This window comes from Luteimonas wenzhouensis (assembly GCF_007859305.1).
Classification (GTDB): Bacteria; Pseudomonadota; Gammaproteobacteria; order Xanthomonadales; family Xanthomonadaceae; genus Luteimonas; species Luteimonas wenzhouensis.
Map to the genome: position 1 here is coordinate 376,304 of NZ_VOHE01000002.1, position 20,755 is coordinate 397,058.

At 71.9% G+C, this 20,755-nt stretch carries 17 protein-coding genes and 2 tRNA genes; 6 read left to right on the forward strand and 13 right to left on the reverse strand.

All coding sequences use genetic code 11. The features are described from left to right. The first annotated feature begins 22 nt into the window (after window positions 1-22). On the forward strand, window positions 23-700 hold the full coding sequence (locus FQY79_RS05075; RefSeq protein WP_146311390.1) for a thiopurine S-methyltransferase: 678 nt from the start codon (window positions 23-25) through the stop codon (window positions 698-700). A 40-nt stretch (window positions 701-740) separates the two neighbouring features. On the opposite strand, the gene bfr is transcribed toward FQY79_RS05075, so the two are convergent. Beyond that, window positions 741-1,226, reverse strand: a complete 486-nt coding sequence (gene bfr / locus FQY79_RS05080; protein ID WP_146311392.1) for a bacterioferritin — start codon at window positions 1,224-1,226, stop codon at window positions 741-743. 106 nt (window positions 1,227-1,332) lie between these two features. After that, on the reverse strand, window positions 1,333-3,147 hold the full coding sequence (locus FQY79_RS05085; protein WP_146311394.1) for a Na/Pi cotransporter family protein: 1,815 nt from the start codon (window positions 3,145-3,147) through the stop codon (window positions 1,333-1,335). 127 nt (window positions 3,148-3,274) lie between these two features. Between FQY79_RS05085 and FQY79_RS05090 the strand changes: the two genes are divergently transcribed. Beyond that, window positions 3,275-5,737 (forward strand): penicillin acylase family protein, encoded by a 2,463-nt coding sequence (locus FQY79_RS05090; RefSeq protein ID WP_146311396.1) that lies wholly within the window; start codon window positions 3,275-3,277, stop codon window positions 5,735-5,737. Window positions 5,738-5,903: 166 nt separating this feature from the next. After that, window positions 5,904-6,608: a PP2C family protein-serine/threonine phosphatase gene (locus FQY79_RS05095; protein ID WP_146311398.1), complete on the forward strand. Its 705-nt coding sequence runs from the start codon at window positions 5,904-5,906 to the stop codon at window positions 6,606-6,608. 38 nt (window positions 6,609-6,646) lie between these two features. On the opposite strand, the gene dnaQ is transcribed toward FQY79_RS05095, so the two are convergent. The 3 genes from dnaQ to FQY79_RS05110 form a co-directional block, all read right to left on the reverse strand. Continuing rightward, complete coding sequence (gene dnaQ / locus FQY79_RS05100) at window positions 6,647-7,381, reverse strand: DNA polymerase III subunit epsilon (protein ID WP_146311399.1); 735 nt, start codon at window positions 7,379-7,381, stop codon at window positions 6,647-6,649. Window positions 7,382-7,451: 70 nt separating this feature from the next. Then, on the reverse strand, window positions 7,452-7,898 hold the full coding sequence (rnhA, locus tag FQY79_RS05105; protein ID WP_146311401.1) for a ribonuclease HI: 447 nt from the start codon (window positions 7,896-7,898) through the stop codon (window positions 7,452-7,454). Further along, window positions 7,895-8,557 (reverse strand): class I SAM-dependent methyltransferase, encoded by a 663-nt coding sequence (locus tag FQY79_RS05110; protein ID WP_146311403.1) that lies wholly within the window; start codon window positions 8,555-8,557, stop codon window positions 7,895-7,897. The genes rnhA and FQY79_RS05110 overlap by 4 nt, the downstream gene beginning before the upstream one ends. A 40-nt stretch (window positions 8,558-8,597) precedes the next feature. Between FQY79_RS05110 and gloB the strand changes: the two genes are divergently transcribed. Genes gloB through FQY79_RS05125 form a run of 3 tightly spaced genes read left to right on the forward strand, consistent with a single transcriptional unit; the run spans window position 8,598 to window position 11,436 of the window. Beyond that, on the forward strand, window positions 8,598-9,365 hold the full coding sequence (gene gloB / locus FQY79_RS05115; RefSeq protein WP_146311405.1) for a hydroxyacylglutathione hydrolase: 768 nt from the start codon (window positions 8,598-8,600) through the stop codon (window positions 9,363-9,365). A 20-nt stretch (window positions 9,366-9,385) separates the two neighbouring features. After that, on the forward strand, window positions 9,386-10,615 hold the full coding sequence (locus FQY79_RS05120; RefSeq protein ID WP_146311886.1) for a lytic transglycosylase domain-containing protein: 1,230 nt from the start codon (window positions 9,386-9,388) through the stop codon (window positions 10,613-10,615). Window positions 10,616-10,641: 26 nt separating this feature from the next. Continuing rightward, entirely contained in the window at window positions 10,642-11,436 is a 795-nt protein-coding gene (locus FQY79_RS05125) for an enoyl-ACP reductase FabI (protein ID WP_146311407.1), read from the forward strand. An 83-nt stretch (window positions 11,437-11,519) separates the two neighbouring features. Here the strand turns inward: FQY79_RS05125 and FQY79_RS05130 are convergent, their stop codons facing one another. The 8 genes from FQY79_RS05130 to tig all read right to left on the reverse strand — a co-directional run bounded on the left by FQY79_RS05130 (window position 11,520) and on the right by tig (window position 20,450). Next, window positions 11,520-13,496, reverse strand: a complete 1,977-nt coding sequence (locus tag FQY79_RS05130) for a peptidylprolyl isomerase (RefSeq protein WP_146311409.1) — start codon at window positions 13,494-13,496, stop codon at window positions 11,520-11,522. Window positions 13,497-13,667: 171 nt separating this feature from the next. After that, window positions 13,668-13,744: transfer RNA gene (locus tag FQY79_RS05135), tRNA-Asp, on the reverse strand. A 36-nt stretch (window positions 13,745-13,780) separates the two neighbouring features. Continuing rightward, a tRNA-Val gene (locus FQY79_RS05140) sits at window positions 13,781-13,855 on the reverse strand. A gap of 26 nt (window positions 13,856-13,881) precedes the next feature. Next, window positions 13,882-14,169: an HU family DNA-binding protein gene (locus tag FQY79_RS05145; RefSeq protein WP_484177362.1), complete on the reverse strand. Its 288-nt coding sequence runs from the start codon at window positions 14,167-14,169 to the stop codon at window positions 13,882-13,884. A 198-nt stretch (window positions 14,170-14,367) separates the two neighbouring features. After that, window positions 14,368-16,860 (reverse strand): endopeptidase La, encoded by a 2,493-nt coding sequence (gene lon / locus FQY79_RS05150; RefSeq protein ID WP_146311411.1) that lies wholly within the window; start codon window positions 16,858-16,860, stop codon window positions 14,368-14,370. A gap of 188 nt (window positions 16,861-17,048) precedes the next feature. Beyond that, the gene (gene clpX, locus FQY79_RS05155) at window positions 17,049-18,335 is read right to left on the reverse strand and encodes an ATP-dependent Clp protease ATP-binding subunit ClpX (protein ID WP_146311413.1); all 1,287 of its coding nucleotides are present in this window, start codon (window positions 18,333-18,335) and stop codon (window positions 17,049-17,051) included. A 105-nt stretch (window positions 18,336-18,440) separates the two neighbouring features. After that, complete coding sequence (clpP, locus tag FQY79_RS05160) at window positions 18,441-19,067, reverse strand: ATP-dependent Clp endopeptidase proteolytic subunit ClpP (protein WP_146311415.1); 627 nt, start codon at window positions 19,065-19,067, stop codon at window positions 18,441-18,443. A 78-nt stretch (window positions 19,068-19,145) separates the two neighbouring features. Further along, on the reverse strand, window positions 19,146-20,450 hold the full coding sequence (gene tig, locus FQY79_RS05165; protein WP_146311416.1) for a trigger factor: 1,305 nt from the start codon (window positions 20,448-20,450) through the stop codon (window positions 19,146-19,148). Between the last annotated feature and the right edge of the window lie 305 nt (window positions 20,451-20,755).

Here is a 20,755-nt window from a genome sequence, read left to right on the forward strand (position 1 = left end):
GGTTCGCGGCGCGGCGACGGCCATGCACCCTGACTTCTGGCTCGACCGCTGGCGGGCCAACCGAATCGGCTTCCATCGCGACACGCCACTGCCGCTGCTGGTCCGGCACTGGCCCGGGCTCGGCCTGCCCGCCGGCAGCCGCGTGTGCGTGCCGCTGTGCGGGAAGTCGCTGGACATGGTGTGGCTGGCCGAACAGGGCCACCGCGTGCTCGGGATCGAACTGGCGACGCTGGCCATCGAACAGTTCTTCGACGAACGCGGGCTGTCGCCGCACGTGCGTCCGGGGCCTGGCGGCATCCATTACCGCGCAGGCCCGTGGGAGCTGGTGGCCGGCGACGCCTTCGCGATTCCCGCCGACCTGCTCGCCGACTGCGCCGGCGTCTACGATCGCGGCGCGTTGATCGCGCTGCCGTCCGACATGCGCGCGACCTACGCCCGCACCACCTGGCGGCGACTGCCCGCCGGCTGCCGCGGGCTGCTGGTCACGCTCAAGTACCCGCCGCACGAAAAGCAGGGTCCGCCGTTCCCGGTCGACGAGGACGAGGTGCGCGTGCGCTTCGGGCCGGAGTGGGAGGTCGCCCTGCTCGAACGCCGCGACATCCTCGCCGGCGAGCCGTCGTTCCAGGCCGAAGGCGTGACCGCGCTGTCCACGGCCGCCTACCGCCTGCAGCGCACGCCGGGCAACCCGCCGCCACGGTAGACCCGGCTTCTGCCGCGCGCGGACGGCGCGCCCGCGCACCTCAGTCGTGCGGGGGCGCCTCGCCCATCTGCGCCTGCTGGTAGTTCTCCAGCCCCATCATCTCGATCAGCCTCAGCTGCTGCTCCAGCCAGCGGGCGTGGTCTTCCTCGGTGTCGGCCAGCTGCGCGACGAGGATGTCGCGGCTGACGTAGTCGCCGTGCCGTTCGCACAGCGCCACGCCCCTGGCGAGGTTCCCGCGCACCTGGTACTCCAGGTCGAGATCCTTGCGCAGCATCTCGGGCACCGTGCGGCCGGGCTCGAACGGATCCGGGCGCATGTCCGGGTCGCCCTCCAGGAACAGGATCCGCCGCAGCAGCGCGTCGGCGTGCTGGGTTTCCTCCTCCATCTCGTGGTTGATCCGCGCGTACAGCGCATGCAACCCGAAGTCCTCGTAGCGGCGCGAGTGCAGGAAATACTGGTCGCGCGCGGCCAGCTCGCCGCGCAGCAGGAAGTTCAGGTAGTCGACGACCTCGGGATGGCCCTTCATGGCAATCGGCTCCAGACGGGGGACTGCGGACAGTATGCCCGCGCCGCCGCACGCGCGCCGGATGGAAGCGATGGCGGTTCGCATTCGCAGCCGGCGGCGACGCCGGTCAGCCTGCCGTGTCCTCCTGGCGCGAGAGCCGCCGCAGTTCGCGCAGCGAACCCGGTTCCTCGGTGGCGGCCGGCGCGCGCAGGCCCTGCCCGATCCGGTCCACGTAGCCCAGGTCGTTGAGCAGCGAACCGGCCTGCAGGCCGTCGATCCGGCCTTCGCGCAGCAGCGCCAGCACCTGCGCGCGGAACTGCGCCTCGAACCGGTCCGCATCCTCCTCCATGGCCTGCAGCCGCTGCACCCGGGCGCCGTTGTCCAACGGCTCGCGGTCCAGCGCGTGCAGCGCGCGCATCTGCGCGAACAGGTGCCGGCGCAGGGCGAGGTAGGCCTCGCGCTGCGGCGAAGGCGGTCCGGCCAGGCGCGCGAGCATGTTCTTCTGCAGGTGCTTGGCGCCCTTCACCGCCTCCACCGCCTGCATCGCGGCCATCTGCGCCGCGGTCCAGTAGCGCTGGTGCTCCTCGTCCATCGGTGCCTCGACCCGGCCCATGAAGGCCAGCAGGTCGGCGTACACGCCCTTGACCCGCTGCCGGTAGAGCGCGTCGGCATCCGCCGCTTCGCGCGGCGCCCGGGCCAGGCGCGCCTCGTCGGGCCCGGGGCCGGACAGCGCTTCGGCGGGCAGGTCGAGCGCGTGGCAGACCACTTCCGCGCACAGCTCGCGCAGATGGCGCAGCTCGAGCGCGACCGCGGCCGCCGCGGCGTCGGCAGAGTCCAGCGCCTGGCCGCTGAGGTAGCGGGCGCGCACCACCCCGGCCGCGGCCGGGACCACGGCGTCCGGCGCGAGCACCGGGTCCGCGCGGTCGGGCAGCCAGGCTTGCAGCCAGCGCGCCAGCCGCGCCTGCCAGGGCCAGAACACCGCCACCCCCGTCACGTTGAACAGGGTATGGAACAGCGCCAGCTGCAGCAGCGCGTTGTCGCCGAACCCCAGCAGTCCGCTGGCGGCCACCACCAGCCAGGTGAGCGGCGCCAGCAGCGTCAGCGCCAGTCCCGCGCTCACCAGGTTGAACAGCACGTGCGCCAGCGCCAGCCGCTGGCCGCTGCGGTTGCCGCCCAGCGCCCCCACCACCCCGGTGCTCACGCTGCTGCCGACGTTGGACCCGATCGCCAGCGCCAGGGCGTGGCCCAGTTCGAGCTGGCCGGCCGCCTGCGCGGCCAGGATCAGCATCAAGGTCGCGTGGCTGGACTGCAGCACCACGGTGGCGCCCACGCCGGCAAGCACCAGCAGCAGCACCCCGGACGCGCCGCCCGATGGCAGCACCGACGGATCGAAGCCGCCGCCGACGGCGTCGAACCCGGCCTTCACCTGGTCGATGCCAAGGAATACGAACGCGATCCCGAGCACCACCCGCCCCGCCGCGCGGCCCTTCGGCCCGGCCACGCCGCCGAGCACGCCGAACACCAGCATCGGCAGCGCCAGCGGGGACAGGCTGAAACCCTGCCCGGCCAACGCCAGCAGCCAGATGCCGCTGGTCGCGCCGAGGTTGGCGCCGAAGATGATCGCCAGCCCGCCCGCCAGCTGGATCAGCCCCGAACTGATGAAGGCGATGGTCAGCAACGAGACCAGGGTGCTCGACTGCAGGAGCACCGTGCCGCCGACGCCGAACAGCAGGCCGCGCAACGGCGTTCCGGTGCTGCGCGCGAGCAACTGTTCCAGGCGCCCCCCGGCCAGCTGCCGCAGGCCCTCCTCCAGGCACTGCATGCCGAACAGGAAGATCGCCAGGCCCGCGCACAGCTGCAGCCAGCCCGCATCGCGCCAGAATGACCAGGACAGCGCCGCGGCGGCGGCGACCAGCAGGAGGATACGCAGTTTGGGACCCAAGCCCTTGCTCCATGGAAGGCGCGCCAATTAGACCCCGTCGGCCGGCGTGCGCCTACCCGGGCGGTCCGGCCGCCACTGGCGCGGCGGGGATCGGTTAGAGTCGCCGCCAGGGGGCGAAGGAACGACGATGCTGCGATGGTTCTGGCGGATCGCGCTGCTGCTCGCCGCGCTGGTGGCGCTGCTGGCGCTCCTGGGTTGGTGGCTGCTGTGCGGCAGCCTGCCCGCGCTTGACGGCAGGCTCGCCCTCGCCGGCCTGTCGGCACCGGTGGAGGTACAGCGCGACGCGCTGGGCGTGGTCACGATCGAGGCCACCGACGAGACCGACGCGATGCGCGCGCTCGGATTCGTGCACGCGCAGGAACGCTACTTCGAGATGGACCTGCTGCGACGCACGTCGGCCGGGGAACTGGCGGCGCTGTTCGGCCCGGTCGCGCTCGACGTCGACCGCCGCCACCGCGTACACCGCATGCGCGCGCGTGCGCAGGCGCGGCTCGACGGGATCGCCGGCGACCGCATGCCGCAGCTGCTGGCCTATGTCGAAGGCGTCAACGCCGGCCTGGCGGCGCTGCGCGTGCGCCCGTGGCCCTACCTGCTGCTGCGCAGGCAGCCCGAGCCGTGGCGCCCCGCGGACACGGTGCTGGCCGGCTTCGCGATGTACTTCGACCTGCAGGACGCCGCCAACGCGGACGAACTGGCGCTGTGGAAGCTCAGGCCGCACCTGCCCGGGCCGCTGTTTGCGCTGCTGACCCATCCGGGCAGTCGCTGGGACGCGCCGCTGCTGGGCGAGTCGTTCGGCGACGCGCCGCTGCCCGGCCCGGATACGCTCGACCTGCGGCGCCTGCCGGCTCCCGGCGATGGGGACCAGGGCGGCGCGGCCACCGTCGCGCAGCGCTCGGCCGCCGCGCCGTGGGTGCCGTGGGCGCGCCCCGATCCGGCCGACGGCCTGCTCCCGGGCAGCAACAACTTCGCCGTCTCCGGCGCCCTGACCGGCGATGGCCGGGCCATCGTCGCCAATGACATGCACCTGGGCCTGCGCGTGCCCAACATCTGGTTCCGGGCCCGCCTGCGCTGGCCCGACCCGGCCGCGCCCGGCGGCCAGGTCGACGTCCAGGGCGTCACCCTGCCGGGGCTGCCAGCGGTCATCGTGGGCAGCAACGGCCACGTCGCCTGGGGCTACACCAACAGCTACGGCGACTACGCCGACTGGGCCGTGGAGACGCCGTGCGCGGTATCGGGCGCCGCGCGCCCGGGCGCCACCGCCTGCAGTCCGGTCGAGATCCATCGCGAGCGCGTCGAGGTCGCCGGCAGCGAAGCGGTGGAACTGCAGGTGCGCGAAACCGCATGGGGACCGGTGCTGCACGAACTCGAAGACGGCCGCCTGCTCAGCCTGCGCTGGACCGCGCACCTGCCCGGCGCGCTGGACCTGGGCCTGGCGGGCATGGCCACCGTGGCCGGCCTCGACCAGGCGCTGGCGCTCGCCGACCGCACCGCGATCCCCACCCAGAACCTGGTGGCTGGCGACCGCCATGGCCGGATCGCCTGGCGCCTGCTCGGCCCGCTTCCGGTCCGCGCGCCCGGCTGCGACCCCGTCGCACCCACGCCGCTGGCGACGACCGGTCGCTCGCCCGGGCAGGCACCGGATCCTGCCGAACCGGTCCCCTGCCGGCCTTGGCCGGTCGCCAGCGACCTGTCCCCGCTGGCCACCTCGCCCGCACATGAACGCCTGTGGACCGCCAATGCACGCACCACCAGCGGCCCCGAACTGGCCCGGATCGGCGACGGCGGCTACGACCTGGGCGCGCGCGCCGCCCGGATCCGCGATGCGCTGCTGGCCCGCGACCGGTTCAGCGAGGCCGACCTGCTGGCGATCCAGCTCGACGACCGCGCCGTCCTGATGACGCGCTGGTGGCGGCTGCTGCGCTCGCTCGAAGGCGAGGGCCCCGCCCTGCGCACCCTCGCCGGCGCCGCCCGTGACTGGGAGGGACGCGCCAGTCCCGGCTCGACGAGCTACCGGATCGTCCGCGCCTGGCGGCTCGCCGTGCACCGGCGCCTGAAGGACGGCTTGCTCGCCCCTGCCCGCGCCGCCCTGGGCGGGGAGTTCGACGTCCCCGCCCTGCGCCAGTTCGAGGGCGTGGCCTGGCCGCTGGTCAGCGAGCGGCCGGCGCACCTGCTGCCCAGGGGCCACGCCAGCTGGCCCGCGCTGTTCGAGGAAGCCGCCCGCGAGGTCCGCGACGAGCTGGCCGCGCAGGGACCGCTGCCCGAGCGCACCTGGGGCGAGCGCAACACCGCCGCTATCTGCCACCCGCTGGCCGGCGCGGTGCCGCTGGGGCGCCGGCTGCTGTGCATGCCCGCCGACCCGCTGCCCGGCGATGCGCTGGTGCCGCGGGTGCAGGGTTCGGCGTTCGGCGCTTCCGAGCGCATGGTGGTCGCCCCAGGACGCGAGGCCGACGGGATCCTGCACATGCCGGGCGGGCAGTCGGGCCATCCGCTCTCGCCGCACTGGGGCGCCGGCCACGAGGACTGGGTGCGCGGTCGGGCCGCGCCGTTCCTGCCCGGCCCGGCGCGGTACGTCCTGGTCCTGCAGCCATGACCGTGCCGGGGGCCGGCGCGTATTCCGCGTTCATCCCCCGGCTGATAGCGTTCGGGGTTGGTCTCTCCCGCTTCGCCCCCCACGTGCCCGCCACTGACCTGCCCGCCCCGCTTTTCGCGTACTCCCTCCCGAGAGCCACCCCCTGCCCGCTGCCGCCGGGTCGCGCATGATCGAGTTCGGACACCTCACCCACGTCGGCCTGCGGCGCGAGCTGAACGAGGACACCTATTACGGGGACAGCGAGCTGGGCCTCTGGCTTGTGGCCGACGGCATGGGCGGCCACGAGTACGGCGAAGTCGCCAGCGCGCTGGCGCGCGAGACGATCGTGCGCGAGATCCGGCAGGGCACCCCGCTGCCCGACGCCATCCGGATCGCCGACGAGGAGATCATCCGCGCCTCGCGCCAGCGCAACGATGCACTGCCCATGGGCACCACGGTGGTGGCCGCGCGCGTGCTCGGCCGCCGCTTCGAGGTGGCCTGGGTCGGCGACAGCCGCGCCTACCTGTGGCGCGACGGCAAGCTCGCCCAACTCTCGCACGACCACAGCTACGTGCAGGAACTCATCGCCCAGGGCGCGATCAGCCTCGACCAGGCGCGCAGCCACCCGCACCGCAACGTGGTCACCCAGGCCCTGGGGGTCACCGAGCCCAACGCGCTGAACGTGGAGACGCTTTCGGGCGACCTCGTGCCCGGCTCGCAGCTGCTGCTGTGCAGCGACGGGCTCACCGAGGAGGTGGACGACGAGGCGATTTCGCGGGTGCTCTCGCACATGGAGTGCAGCGCCCAGGAATGCGTGGACGGGCTGGTCGCGGCCGCGCTCGACGGCGGCGGCTCGGACAACGTCACCGTGGTGCTGGTGCGCAGCCACTGAGCCGCGTCCACGACGGCGGCCCGGTCACGGCCGCGCGCTCAGCTGCCGGCGGCGACCGCCTCCGCGATCTCGTCGACCGCGTCCCAAAGGCTGTGCCCGGCGCGCTTGCGGATCGCCTCCAGCCGCGCCCGGTGCAGGGCCAGGTCCTCGTCCGGCACCACCAGGGCCGGGCGCGGGCCGGTCGCGGCCGCCGGCACCACTACCCGCCCGCGTCCGGTCGCAGGCGCCTCGGGCGCGGTGAACCCGATCTCGCTCTGGCCCGACGTCAGCGCCAGCCAGACCTCGGCCAGCAGCTGGGCGTCGAGCAGCGCGCCGTGCAGCTGCCGGTGCGAGTTGTCCACGCCCAGGCGCCGGCACAGTGCGTCGAGCGAGTTGCGCTGCCCGGGATAGCGCTGGCGGGCCAGTTCCAGCGAGTCGGTGACCCGGACCCGGTCGCGCAGCCGCCCCAGGCGGCCGCCGAGGCGTTCGAGTTCGTACTCGAGGAAGCCCATGTCGAAGGCGGCGTTGTGGATCACCAGTTCGGCGCCGTCGACGAACTCGATGAACTCGTCCGCGATCTCGGCGAACCTGGGCTTGTCGGCCAGGAACTCCAGGGTCAGCCCGGTGACTTCCTGCGCGCCGGCCTCGAACTCGCGCTCGGGATTGATGTAACGGTGGAAGGTGCGCCCCGTCGGGCGGCGCTCGACGAGCTCGACGCAACCGATCTCGACGATGCGGTTGTCCTTGCGCCATTCCAGGCCGGTGGTTTCGGTGTCGAGGACGATGTGGCGCATGGGGTCGGTCGGTGGGGCTTGGTCGGTGCGGAACGGGGAAAAGGGGGAAAGGGGAACGGGGGGGCGGGCGCTAGGCGATGGCGGCGCGCTGGCGCATGGCCGCCTCGCGCGCCAGCGCGTCCACGCGTTCGTTGTCGGGGTCGCCGCTGTGGCCCTTCACCCAGCGCCAGTCGATCGTGTGCCGGCCGCAGGCCTGGTGCAGGCGTTCCCACAGGTCGCGGTTCTTCACCGGATCGCCGCCAGCGGTCTTCCACCCCTTGCGCACCCAGTTCGGCAGCCACAGGGTGATGCCCTGGCGCACGTACTGCGAGTCGGTGTGCAGGACCACGTCGCACGGCCGGGTGAGCGTTTCCAGGGCGACGATCGCCGCCATCAGCTCCATGCGGTTGTTGGTGGTGGCCGGTTCGCCGCCGACCAGCTCGCGTTCCCGGTCGCCGTAGCGCAGCAGCGCCGCCCAGCCGCCGGGACCCGGATTGCCGAGGCAGGCCCCGTCGGTATGGATCACCACTTCGCTCATGCTGCTGCCCCCTTGGCCATCGACACCACCCGGCGCGCGCGCACCGGGGTCAGGGGGATCGCCCGCTTCTCCGCGCGCAGCAGATAGGCCGCGCGCAGCCCGGGGCCCTGCTGCGGCAGCGGCGAGGGCTGCAGCGACCAGGCCGGACCCAGGCCCTGCGAGACCGGCTCGGGCACCAGCCCGGCCTCGCGCAGCCGCCGCCGCCAGGACAGGGGCTCGGAGGCGCTGAAACCGCTGCCGCGCCACCGCCAGCGGAAGGGCGCGAGCGGGTTGAGCACCAGCAGCGACAGCCGGCCGCCGTTCACCAGCAGCCGCGCGGCCTCCTCGAGCAGCGGCGTCCCGCATTCGCCGGCGGGCCGCGCCACGTGCTGCAGGACCACCGAGCCGAACGACTCGCTGGGCAGGGGCAACGGCAGGCCGCAGGCGACCGGCCCCGACCAGCGGCCCTCGCCGGCCGGATGCAGGTACAGGCCCCGGCCGGCGCCCTCGGGCAGCGCGCGCGGCAGCGGTCCGAGCCAGAGCCAGGGCAGCCCCGGGCGATCGCCCAGGGCGTGCAGCACCACGTCCTCCTCGCTGCCGAGGATGGCCTGCCCCGCCTCGGAGCCGAACCAGTCGTGGACGTGGGGGCCGGTTTGACGGGCCGGGAGCGGAACGGGCATGGTCGCCATTCTATAGGCTCCCGGGAGGCCACCCCCGCCGATGCAGCCGAGGCCGATCCCCGCGCTCGCGGACAACTACATCTGGATGCTCGCCGATCCCTCCGGGGACTGGCTGCTGGTGGACCCGGGCGAGGCCGACGCGGTCCTAGCCACCGCGGGCGGGCGGCCGCCGCCGCGGGCGATCCTGCTTACCCACCACCACCACGACCACGTCGGCGGGGTGTCCGCCCTGCTCCGGCGCTGGCCCGGCGTCCCCGTGCACGGGCCGGCGGATCCGCGGCTGGCCGGGGTCGTGCAGCATCCGGTCGGCGACGGGGACGTGGTCGCCGCCGGCCCCTGGCGGTTCGACGTGCTGGCCGTGCCGGGGCATACCGTGAGCCACATCGCATTCCACGGCCATGGCCTCCTGTTCTGCGGCGATACCCTGTTCAGCCTTGGCTGTGGCCGACTGTTCGAAGGTTCGCCCGGCGACATGCTGGGTTCCCTCGACCGGCTGTCCGCCCTGCCCGACGCGACCCTGGTTTGCTGCGGGCACGAGTACACGCTGGCCAACGCCGCCTTCGCGCGCGTGGTCGATCCCGACAACGCGGCGCTGCAGCGCCGCCACGAAGAGGCCGCCACCATGCGAGCACAAGGAGTCCCCACCCTGCCTTCCACCCTGGGCCAGGAGCGCGACTGCAACCCGTTCCTGCGCATCGACGCGCCCGCCGTGCGCGCGGCGCTGGCGGCGCGCCGCCCGGCCGCGGCCTCGGACCGGGTCGAGGCCTTCGCCGAACTGCGGCGCTGGAAAGACGGATTCGGCGCGTGAGCGCGCGCACCGCCGCGGCCATGCTGCTCCTGCTGGGCAGCCTGGCCGCCCCGTGCCGCGCGGATGGACCGGACGACGCCGCGGCCACCGCGGCGCCGGAGGACGCCAGGGCCGACCCCGCGCCGGACGGGGCCGCGTCCGCGCTCCCGCCCGGGACCCGCAGCGGCCTGGACATCTATCGCGACTTCCGCGCAGGCCTGGCCGAACCGGTCTGCACGCCCGACGCCAGCGCCCGCTGGCGCGCCCATTTCGCCGACGCGCCGCAGCGCCTGGCCGAACCGGCCAGCGACGTCCTGCCGCTGTTCGGGTTCGTGGTCGAGCGCCTGCGCGAGGCGCACCTGCCCACCGAGTTCGCGCTGATCCCGTTCGTCGAGAGCGGCTTCCGCCCCGGTGCGCGCTCGCGCCAGGGCCCGGCAGGCCTGTGGCAGTTCATCGCCCTGACCGCACGCAACCACAAGGTGCCGGTGCAGGCCGGCTACGACGGCCGGCTCTCGCCGGTGGACTCCACCGAAGCCGCGGTGCGCTACCTCAAGACCCTGCACGGGATGTTCGCCGGCGACTGGCGGCTGGCCGCGATGGCCTACAACGCCGGGGAGTACCGCCTGCTGGGCGCCCTGCGCCGGGCCGGCCAGCAGCCGGCCAATGCCGACCCGCACAGCCTGCCGATGCCGGCGACCACCCACGCCTACGTGCGCAAGCTGCACGCGCTGGCCTGTCTGCTTGAGGAGGCCGAAGACCGGGAGGCATGGCTGCAGGCGCTCGACCGCCCGGTGCCGGTGCTGACCGCGGCCGAGGTGCCGCCCAGCATCCGCAGCCTCGACGCGCTGGCCAGCCGCCACGGCGCCGACGCCACGCGGCTGCGACGCCTGAACCCGGTGTTCGCCGATGGCCGCCTCGCACGCCCCGGCGGGCCGGTGCGGGTGCTGCTGCCGGCCGGACCGGCCGCCAGCCTGCTCGCCGCGCACCCGCCGACCCGGCCCGGCGGGCCGCCCTCGGCCCGCAGCCTGGTGGTCGACGACATTTCCGATGCGATGGCCGACGCGTCGGCCCTGGTCGCGACCGGGCCACGCAGCCACATCGTCGTCCGCGGCGATTCGCCGTGGAGCATCGCCCGCCGCTACGGGGTCCGCCTGGACGAACTGCTCGAACGCAACGGCCTCGACGCACGCGCGGTCCTGCGCCCGGGAATGGTCCTGGCGATCGATGCGGGCGGCCCCGGGGCCGGGACCGCGACGGGCATGGCAGAATAGCGCCCGGTCCATACCACGAGTCGTCCATGGGTTTCCTGCAGGGCAAGCGTGCACTGATCACCGGCATCGCCAGCCAGCGATCGATCGCCAACGGCATCGCCGAGGCCATGCACCGCGAGGGTGCGGAGCTGGCGTTCACCTACCAGAACGACAAGCTCAAGGGTCGCGTCGAGGAGGTGGCGGCGAAGCTCGGTGGCGGTCCGTCGTATCCGCTCGACGTCACCGACGACGCCCAGATCGCGGCGCTGTTCGAGCAGCTCGGCAAGCACTGGAGCGACGGCTTCGACATCCTGGTGCACGCGATCGCCTACGCCCCGCGCGAGGCCATCGCCGGGGAGTTCCTCGACGGTCTGACCCGCGAGAGCTTCGCCATGGCCAACGACATTTCGGCGTACTCGCTTTCGGCCCTGGCCAAGGGTGCGCGGCCGCTGATGCAGGGCCGCAAGGGCGCGATCCTGACCCTGAGCTACCTCGGCGCGGTGCGCTCGCTGCCCAGCTACAACGTGATGGGCGTGGCCAAGGCCGCGCTCGAGGCCAGCGTGCGCTACCTGGCGCTGAACCTCGGCCCCGAGGGCATCCGGGTCAACGCGATCTCGGCCGGCCCGATCAAGACCCTGGCCGCGGCCGGCATCGGCGGGTTCCGCAAGATCCTCGGCCACGTCGAGGCCAACGCCCCGATCCGCCGCACCGTCACCATCGAGGACGTGGGCAACGCCGCCGCGTTCCTGTGCTCGGACCTGGCCTTGGGCATCACCGGCGAGGTCACCTATGTCGATGGCGGCTACAACATCATCGGCATGGCGGGGATCGACGGGGACTAGGCCGATGGCCCACGGCCCACACACGAAGAAGCCCGGCTCGCGCCGGGCTTTTTCGTGGCTGGGCCGGGCGCGGACGGCCGCCGCTAGAGCTGCGCCTCCGACACCGTGATCCGCATCTGCCGGCGCAGTTCGCGCAGCAGGGTGTCTGCATCCTCGCGCCCGAGCAGGCCGGCCATCTGCTGGCGGAACATCTGGCGTTCGGCCTCCTGGGCCTCTGCGGGGTCGCCGGGCGTCACCTTCTCCACTGCGAACACCACGACCGCACCGTCCTCCAGCACCACCTTGCCGGTGGAGACCTCGCCCTCCGCGGGCTCGGGCGCCTTGAAATAGGCTTCGGCCGCGGCCGCCGTGGGCACCGGCGCTCCGCGCGGCATGCCCTTGATGTCCTGCAGCTGCAGCGACCGGGCGTCGGCCACCTCCTGCAGCGTCTTGCCGCCGGCGATCTGCGCGAGCATCGCGTCGGCCTCCGCCTCCACCGCCTTGCGCGCGCGATCGGCGCGGATCGCGGCCACGATCGCGTCCCGGGCCTCGGCGACGGTGAGCGCGCGCTCGGGCTCGTGGCTGGTCACGCGGATCACCACGCTGCGGTCCTGGTCGATCTCGATCGGATCGCTGGCGGTCCCGTCCTGGACCAGGCTCTCGGAGAACGCCGCACGCTGGACCGCCGGCGTGGCCACCAGCCCTTCGCCCTCGCCGCGCGCGAACGGCCCGGCGGTGTGCACCTCCAGGTTCGCCTGCCGCGCGGCCGACGCCAGCTCGGTGGGGTTGCGGTAGACCTGGTCGACGAACGCACCGACCAGGTCGCCGAAGGCGCGCTCGCGCTCGGCCTGCACCACCTCGGCCACCAGCGTGTCGCGCACTTCCTCGAAGGCGGCCTGGTGGCCGCTGCGGACCTCGCGCACGTGCAGCACGTGCCAGCCGAACTCGCTGCGGACCGGATCGCTGATGCTGCCCTCGGCAGCGGCGAACGCCGCGTCCTCGAACGGCTTGACCATGCTGCCGTCCTGGCGGATCCAGCCCAGGTCGCCGCCATTCTCGGCCGAGCCCGGGTCGCCCGGGTTGGCCCGGGCCAGGGCGGCGAAATCGGCGCCGGGTTCGCGCGCCTGGGCGGCGATCTGGCGGGCCTTTTCCTCGGCCGCCTGCTGCGCGGCCGCGTCGGCGCCCGGCTCCACCGGGACCAGGATGTGGGACACGAGCCGCTGCTCGGGCTCGACGAAGCGCGCCTTCTCCTGCTCGTAGCGACGCCGCAGCGTGTCCTCGTCCGGCTCGGAGATCGGCGGCAGGTCGCTGGCATCGAGCACCACGTATTCGATCGAGACCCGCTCAGGGGCGCGGTACCGGTCGCGGTGGGCGTCGTACCAGGCCTGGATCTCCTGCGCCTCGACCGCGCCCGTGTCGGGTTCGGGTGCGGGCAGAACCACGAACGAGACGTCGCGCCGCTCGGCCAGCAGGCGCAGCATGCGCTCGGCCTCGCCATCGGTGGTGAACGCCGAACGCGCCACCTGGCCAGCCAGCAGCGTGGCCTGCAGGTCGTCGCGCACCAGCTGTTCGAACATGCGCGGCGTGTAGCCCTGCGCCTGCAGGCTGATCAGGTAGCGCTGCTGGTCGAACACGCCGTCCACCTGGAACGCCGGGATCGCGTTGATCGCTTCGCGCACGCGGCCGTCGCCCACGACCATGCCCTCGCGCTGCGCGGCCAGCTGCAGCACCCTGCGGTCGATCAGGGCCTCGAGCACCTCGCGCTTGGCCTCGGGCGACTCGAACGCCCGGGCGTCGAACGCCTCGCCCTCGAGTTCGCGCCGGCGCCGGCGCTCGTTCTCGAACGCCTCGCGGAACTCCTCGGCGGTGACCTCGGCGGACTTCCACACCAGCTTGCGCACCGGCCACAGGTCCGGGGCCGAGCGCCACCACGACGGCTGCACTTCGATCTTCGCCGGCTGGCCGGCGCCGGTCTGGAACAGGTACTGCTCCATGCCGAAGAAGGCGAACGGAATGCACAGGAGCGCGACGATGACGATCGCGATCCAGCCGGACATCTTTTCTCGCAGGGTCTGCAGCATGGGCCGACGGGGTCTGGACGTAGCCGCGCAGTTTAACCGTTCACGGCGGCGGACGCGCCGTGCGGCCCCGGCGGCGTGGCGCCCGGGCCGCGCGCGCGGACGGCGGCACGCGTCTTTCGCCAGGCGCAAACGAACGGACCCCGCATCGCTGCGGGGTCCGTCGGGAAAGGATGGCGGAGCGGACGGGACTCGAACCCGCGACCTCCGGCGTGACAGGCCAGCATTCTAACCAGCTGAACTACCGCTCCGCGCCTTGAAACCAGTTGTCGGCTCCAGCGTCCCCGTGGTGGGTGCTGAGGGTTTCGAACCCCCGACCCTCTCCGTGTAAAGGAGACGCTCTACCGCTGAGCTAAGCACCCGATCAGGGAACGAACTCAGGAGCCGCTCAGTTTACTGCATCCTTGAGCGCCTTGCCAGCCTTGAACACCGGATTGTTGGAGGCCGGGATCTGGAGCGGCTCCTTGGTGCGCGGGTTCAGGCCGGTCCGCGCGGCCCGCGCCTTGACCGAGAAGGAACCGAAGCCGACCAGGTTCACCGAATCGCCGCGCTTGAGGGCCGCGGTGATGGCGTCGATCACCGCGTCGAGCGCGCGGCCCGCGTCGGCCTTGGACAGCCCCGCCTTGTCGGCGACCTGGTCGATCAATTCACTCTTGTTCACTGGCATGTTGGACACTCCGTGTGCGGACCGGCGGCCCGCCTTGTGGGAAACCGGGCGGTCCGCGGAGCTACCGCGACGCCTTCCGGCCTGAGGATGAGAATGCGCGAATCCGCGGCATTTTACGCGCTGGCGCGGTCGAATACGACATTGACACGCGCCCGGTCCGCCGGTCCGGCGCCCCGGGCGCGGTTCGTGAGCACGGCGTGAAGCCGGTCAGTGCTTGACGGCCGGGCGGGCGGGCGCGTCCTTGCGCCGGCGCACCACCGCGCGCCGGCTGGCCTTGAGTCGGGGCTCGCCGCGCGGCGACCCGGATCCGGTCAGGGGCCGCTCCAGCGCCAGATCCAGGACCTCGTCGATCCATTTCACCGGGACGATCTCCAGGTGCTCGGTGACGTTGGCCGGGATGTCGGCCAGGTCCTTGCGGTTCTCTTCCGGGATGATGACCGTGGAGATGCCGCCGCGCAGCGCGGCGAGCAGCTTCTCCTTGAGCCCGCCGATCGCGGTGACCTTGCCGCGCAGGGTGATCTCGCCGGTCATCGCCACGTCGGCGCGCACCGGGATCCTGGTCAACGCCGACACCAGCGCGGTGGTCATGGCGATGCCCGCGCTCGGGCCGTCCTTGGGCGTGGCGCCGTCGGGCACGTGCACGTGCACGTCATGCTTCTGCAGGAAGTCCACCTCGATCCCGAGCCGTTCGGTGCGCGCGCGCACCACGCTCAGGGCGGCCGAGGCCGACTCCTTCATCACGTCGCCGAGCTGCCCGGTCAGGATCAGGTTGCCCTTGCCCGGCACCAGGGTGGACTCGATCTGCAGCAGGTCGCCGCCGACCTCGGTCCAGGCCAGACCGGTGACCATGCCGATCTCGTTGTCCTCCTCGGCGCGGCCGAAGTCGTAGCGGCGCACGCCCAGGTAGGCGTCGAGGTTGGCCGAGTCGATCTTCACCGGCTTGGGCTTGCGCCGCGACTTGCCCTTGGCCGCCTTCGCGGCCTTGCCCGTCCCGGCCGGCTGCTCCGGCCCAGCCAGCGCGATCTGCCTGACCACCTTGCGGCAGATCTTGGCGATCTCGCGCTCGAGGTTGCGCACGCCCGACTCGCGCGTGTAGTAGCGCACGATGTCCTGGATCGCCTCGGTGGTGATGGTGATCTCCTCGGGCCGCAGGCCGTTGGCCTTGACCTGCTTGGGCACGAGGTAGCGCGTGGCGATGCTGATCTTCTCGTCTTCGGTGTAGCCGGGGATCCGGATCACCTCCATGCGGTCGAGCAGCGGGCCGGGGATGTTGAGCGAGTTGGAGGTGGCGACGAACATCACCTCCGACAGGTCGAGGTCGACCTCGAGGTAATGGTCGTTGAAGGCGTGGTTCTGCTCGGGGTCGAGCACCTCGAGCAGCGCCGAGGACGGATCGCCGCGGAAGTCCATCGACATCTTGTCGATCTCGTCGAGGACGAACAGCGGGTTCCTGGTGCCGGCCTTGTTGAGGTTCTGCACGATCCGCCCGGGCATCGAGCCGACGTAGGTGCGGCGATGGCCGCGGATCTCGGCCTCGTCGCGCACGCCGCCCAGGCTCATGCGCACGAACTTGCGGTTGGTGGCCTTGGCGATCGACTGGCCCAGCGAGGTCTTGCCCACGCCCGGCGGGCCGACCAGGCACAGGATCGGGCCCTTCATCTTGCGCACGCGCGCCTGCACCGCGAGGTACTCGAGGATGCGCTCCTTGACCTTCTCCAGGCCGTAGTGGTCGGCGTCGAGCGTGTCCTGGGCGACCTTGAGGTCCTTGCGCACCTTGCTGCGCTTGCTCCACGGCACGCCCAGCAGCCAGTCGAGGTAGTTGCGCACCACCGCGGCCTCGGCCGACATCGGCGACATCTGCTTGAGCTTGTTCAGCTCGCTCCTGGCCTTGGCCTCGACGGCCTTGGGCATGCGGGCCTCGGAGATCCTGCGCGCGAGCTCGTCCAGGTCGTTGGGCGTGTCGTCGATCTCGCCCAGCTCCTTCTGGATCGCCTTCATCTGCTCGTTGAGGTAGTACTCGCGCTGCGACTTCTCCATCTGCGACTTGACCCGGCCGCGGATGCGCTTCTCCATCTGCTGCACGTCGATCTCGCCGTCGACCAGGCCGATCAGCAATTCGAGCCGGTCGGCGATGTCCACGGTCTCGAGCAACCGCTGCTTCTCGGCCAGGCGCACGGTCAGGTGCGCGGAGACGATGTCGGCCAGGCGGCCGGGCTCGTCGATCCCGGCGAGCGTCTGCATCAGTTCCGGCGGCAGCTTGCGGTTGGTCTTGACGTACTGCTCGAACAGCGAGACCAGCGAGCGGGCGATCGCCTCGACCTCGCGCGCGTCGCGGGTGGTGGATGACTCCACCACCTCGCCCACGCCGGCCAGGGTACCGTCGACCTCGCGCACCTGCGAGACGGTCACCCGCGACACGCCCTCGACCAGCACCTTGATCGTGCCGTCGGGCAGCTTGAGCAGCTGCAGCACCTGGGCCAGGGTGCCCATCTGGTGCAGGTCTGAGCCTTCCGGGTCGTCGATCTCGGCCGACTTCTGCGCCACCAGCAGGATGCGCTTGTCGCCCTCCATGGCGATGTCGAGCGCGCGGATCGACTTGTCCCGCCCCACGAAGAGCGGAATCACCATGTGCGGGAACACCACCACGTCGCGCAGGGGCAGCACGGGCAGTTCCAGCGATTCGCTACGGTCATGGGTCATTTGTACTGTTCCAGGCTGCAGGTGGGCCGGGCGCGCCGCCGGCGGCGCCCTGGTGGGGTCCGTTATGGGGCCCGCCGGCGGTCGATGCAAGCATTCGGGGGCCAACGCAGCATTCCGCCGGCCGGGCGGCGGCCCGGCCGGCGTTCAGGAGGCATGGCGGGCGGCGCGGGGGCGCCGCGGGGACGTCGCTATTCGGCCGAAGCGACCTTGGCCGAGGGCGGCGGGGTCTGGTAGATCAGGTACGGCTCGGACTTGTGCTCGATCACCGACTCGTCCACCACCACCTTGCTGACGTTCTCCATTGACGGCAGCTCGTACATGGTGTCGAGCAGGACCGCCTCGACGATGGTGCGCAGGCCGCGCGCGCCGGTCTTGCGCTTGATCGCCTTGCGCGCGATCGCGGTCAGGGCGTCGGGGCGGAACTCCAGCTCCACGCCCTCCATCTCGAACAGCTTCTTGAACTGCTTGGTGATGGCGTTCTTGGGCTCGGTGAGGATCTTGACCAGCGCCGCCTCGTCCAGCTCCTCGAGGGTGGCGACCACCGGCAGGCGGCCGACGAACTCGGGGATCAGGCCGAACTTGATCAGGTCCTCGGGCTCGACCCCGGCCAGCACCTTGCCCACGTCCGCCTTGCGTTCGGAACTCTTGACCTTGGCGCTGAAGCCGATGCCGCCGGCCTCGGTGGACCGCTGCTGGATGATCTTGTCCAGGCCGGCGAAGGCGCCGCCGACGATGAACAGGATGTTCTTGGTGTCGACCTGCAGGAACTCCTGCTGCGGGTGCTTGCGCCCGCCCTGCGGCGGCACGCTGGCGGTGGTGCCCTCGATCAGCTTGAGCAGCGCCTGCTGCACACCCTCGCCGGACACGTCGCGGGTGATCGACGGGTTTTCGCTCTTGCGCGAGATCTTGTCGATCTCGTCGATGTAGACGATGCCCTGCTGCGCCTTCTCGACGTCGTAGTCGCACTTCTGCAGCAGCTTCTGGATGATGTTCTCGACGTCCTCGCCCACGTAGCCCGCCTCGGTCAGCGTGGTGGCGTCGGCGATCGTGAACGGCACGTTGAGCAGGCGCGCCAGGGTCTCGGCCAGCAGGGTCTTGCCCGAGCCGGTCGGGCCGATCAGCAGGATGTTCGACTTGGCCAGCTCGACGTCGTCGTTCTTGCTGCGGCTCTCGATCCGCTTGTAGTGGTTGTAGACCGCCACCGCGAGCGTGCGCTTGGCCCGGTTCTGCCCGATCACGTACTGGTCCAGGACCTCGAGGATCTCCTTCGGCTTGGGCAGCGAGCTGCGCGCCGACTGGGCCTTCTCCTCGAGTTCCTCGCGGATGATGTCGTTGCACAACTCGACGCATTCGTCGCAGATGTACACGCTCGGACCCGCGATCAGCTTGCGGACCTCGTGCTGGCTCTTCCCGCAGAACGAGCAATAGAGGATCTTGCTGCTGTCGCCGGAACGGCCCTGACGGTCTTCGGTCATGAACGGATCTGTCTTGCTGGTGCGGTCACGGGGCGAGAATAGCACAGCGCCCGGCGCTGCAACGGTCGCAGCACCGGCGCACAATTCCCGATTATAATCAATGCCTTAGGCTGGCTGGATCGACTCTTCCGGGCGCCGCTCGAGCACCTGGTCGACCAGCCCGTACTCGCGCGCGGCCTCCGCGCTCTTGAAGTTGTCGCGCTCGGTGTCGGCGGTGATGGTCTCGATCGACTGGCCGGTGTGGCGGGCCAGGATCTCGTTCAGCCGCTGCTTCATCGACAGGATCTCGCGGGCGTGGATGTCGATGTCGGTCGCCTGGCCCTGGAAGCCGCCCAGCGGCTGGTGGATCATCACCCGCGAATTGGGCAGTGCGTAGCGCTTGCCGGCCGCGCCGGCAGCGAGCAGCAGGGCGCCCATGCTGGCCGCCTGGCCCACGCAGATCGTGCTCACGTCGGGCTTGATGAACTGCATGGTGTCGTAGATCGCCATGCCGGCGGTGACGATGCCGCCCGGCGAGTTGATGTACAGGTGGATGTCCTTCTCGGGGTTCTCTGCCTCGAGGAAGAGCATCTGGGCCACGATCACGTTGGCGACGTGGTCATCGATGCCGCCGACCAGGAAGATCACCCGTTCCTTGAGCAGCCGCGAGTAGATGTCGTAGGCGCGCTCGCCGCGGCTGGTCTGTTCGACCACCATCGGCACGAGGTTCAGGGCCTTGGTCTCGTAGCTCATCGATTCGTTTCTCGCTCGGGTCGTGGGCGCCCGACGTGCGGGCCCCGGAGTGGCGCGGACGCCGGCCGGACGGACCGGCTAGGGCGTGATCGCTTCCTGGAACGTGAGCTGCTTCTCGGTGTGCTGGGCGCGCTCGGCGATCCAGTCGATCACCTGCTCTTCCATCACCCGGTTCTGCAGTCCCGACATGAGTTGGGGGTCGTTGCGGTACAACTCAATGACCTGCTCGGGCTGCTCGTAGGTGGAGGCGATCAGGCGCAGGTGCTCGTTCAGGCGCGCCGGGTCCAGCTTCAGCTGGTTGCGGCGGGCCACCTCGCCCACCAGCAGCCCCACCAGCACGCGCTTGCGCGCCGTCTCCATGAAGCCCAGGTGGGCGTCGGCCGGGACTTCGCCCGGGTCGCGGCCGCTGCGGCGGGCCTGGTCGACCTGCTGGGCCAGCAGCGCGCGGGCCTCGGTCTCCACCAGCCGCGGCGGCAGCTCGACGTCGGCGTAGGCGGCCACCAGCTGCTCGCCGACCTCGCGCCGCAGGCGGTTCATCAGCGCGCCCTTGAGCTCGCGCTCGAGGTTGGTGCGGATGTCGGCGCGGAACTGCTCGAGCTCGCCACTGCGCACGCCGAAGCTGCGGATGAACGCGGCATCGACCTCGGGCAGGTGCTGCTCGGACACGCGCACCGCCTTCAGGTGCACGGTCGCGGCCTTGCCGGCCAGCGCGGCCACGCGCCAGTCGGCCGGGAACTCGACCTGGACGCTCTTCTCGCTGCCGGCCTCGATCCCGACCAGGGCGTCCTCGACCGCCTTGATCATCCCGCCCGAGCCGAGCACGGTGGTGCCGCGCTCGACGCCCTCGGCGGGCAGCCGCGTGCCGTCCAGTTCGGTCCAGGTCTCCACCTCGACCGCGTCGCCGGCCTGCGCCGGGCGCGTCACCGCGTTCCAGCTGCGGCGCTGCTGGCGCAGGTTGTCGATCATCCGGTCGATGTCTTCCTCGGTGACCTCGGCCGTGTGGCGGACCACCTGCAGCTTGGACATGTCGAGGTCACCGAAATCGGGCACGACCTCGAACGTGGCCACGTAGGCCAGCTCGCCCTCGGCCTTGTCCTCGCTGGGCTCGATGACCGGCTTGCCGGCCAGGCGCAGTTCCTGGTCGCGCACGACCTCGTCGAAGCCTTCGCGCAGCAGCCCGTCCAGCACCTCGGCCCGGACCTGCTCGCCAAAGCGCTGCTCGATCACCCTGGTCGGCACCTTGCCGGGGCGGAACCCCTTGATCCTGGCGGTCCGCGCGATCTCGCGCAGGCGCCCGCCAACCCGGGTTTCGAGCCGCTCGGACGGCAGGCGCAACGTCAGGCGGCGCCCGAGGTTGCCGACGGATTCGACGGACACTTGCATGGGATTGGACTCCTGCCTCGCGGCCATGGCCGCTGCTCTCTCTTGAGAAATTCTGAACCGGATGGGGACCGGCGCCCGGGCCTGCCGTGGCAGGCCGGCGGCGGCCGGCGGAACGGGATATTTTGGCGGAATCGGGGGGCGGCCGCCAGTGGCGGGGCGGATGCGACGGCCGGGCCGGTAGCGGCCCGCGGCAAGACAGGCCGGTGGTCGCGGCAGGCGCGGCGGCTGCCCTCGCCGATGCCCGCGAACCGCAGGGCCGCTGCCGCACGGGCCGGATGGAGCGCGGGCGCGGTGGCGGGATGCCC

What these genes read in the sequence shown, in the direction of transcription:
- tig (WP_146311416.1), bottom strand. Translation starts at nt 20,450, where the DNA reads ATGCAAGTGTCCGTCGAATCCGTCGGCAACCTCGGGCGCCGCCTGACG.
- lon (WP_146311411.1), bottom strand. Translation starts at nt 16,860, where the DNA reads ATGACCCATGACCGTAGCGAATCGCTGGAACTGCCCGTGCTGCCCCTG.
- bfr (WP_146311392.1), bottom strand. Translation starts at nt 1,226, where the DNA reads ATGAAGGGCCATCCCGAGGTCGTCGACTACCTGAACTTCCTGCTGCGC.
- FQY79_RS05075 (WP_146311390.1), top strand. Translation starts at nt 23, where the DNA reads ATGCACCCTGACTTCTGGCTCGACCGCTGGCGGGCCAACCGAATCGGC.
- clpP (WP_146311415.1), bottom strand. Translation starts at nt 19,067, where the DNA reads ATGAGCTACGAGACCAAGGCCCTGAACCTCGTGCCGATGGTGGTCGAA.
- clpX (WP_146311413.1), bottom strand. Translation starts at nt 18,335, where the DNA reads ATGACCGAAGACCGTCAGGGCCGTTCCGGCGACAGCAGCAAGATCCTC.
- FQY79_RS05130 (WP_146311409.1), bottom strand. Translation starts at nt 13,496, where the DNA reads ATGCTGCAGACCCTGCGAGAAAAGATGTCCGGCTGGATCGCGATCGTC.
- rnhA (WP_146311401.1), bottom strand. Translation starts at nt 7,898, where the DNA reads ATGAGCGAAGTGGTGATCCATACCGACGGGGCCTGCCTCGGCAATCCG.
- gloB (WP_146311405.1), top strand. Translation starts at nt 8,598, where the DNA reads ATGCAGCCGAGGCCGATCCCCGCGCTCGCGGACAACTACATCTGGATG.
- FQY79_RS05090 (WP_146311396.1), top strand. Translation starts at nt 3,275, where the DNA reads ATGCTGCGATGGTTCTGGCGGATCGCGCTGCTGCTCGCCGCGCTGGTG.
- FQY79_RS05095 (WP_146311398.1), top strand. Translation starts at nt 5,904, where the DNA reads ATGATCGAGTTCGGACACCTCACCCACGTCGGCCTGCGGCGCGAGCTG.
- dnaQ (WP_146311399.1), bottom strand. Translation starts at nt 7,381, where the DNA reads ATGCGCCACATCGTCCTCGACACCGAAACCACCGGCCTGGAATGGCGC.
- FQY79_RS05125 (WP_146311407.1), top strand. Translation starts at nt 10,642, where the DNA reads ATGGGTTTCCTGCAGGGCAAGCGTGCACTGATCACCGGCATCGCCAGC.
- FQY79_RS05110 (WP_146311403.1), bottom strand. Translation starts at nt 8,557, where the DNA reads ATGCCCGTTCCGCTCCCGGCCCGTCAAACCGGCCCCCACGTCCACGAC.
- FQY79_RS05120 (WP_146311886.1), top strand. Translation starts at nt 9,386, where the DNA reads ATGCTGCTCCTGCTGGGCAGCCTGGCCGCCCCGTGCCGCGCGGATGGA.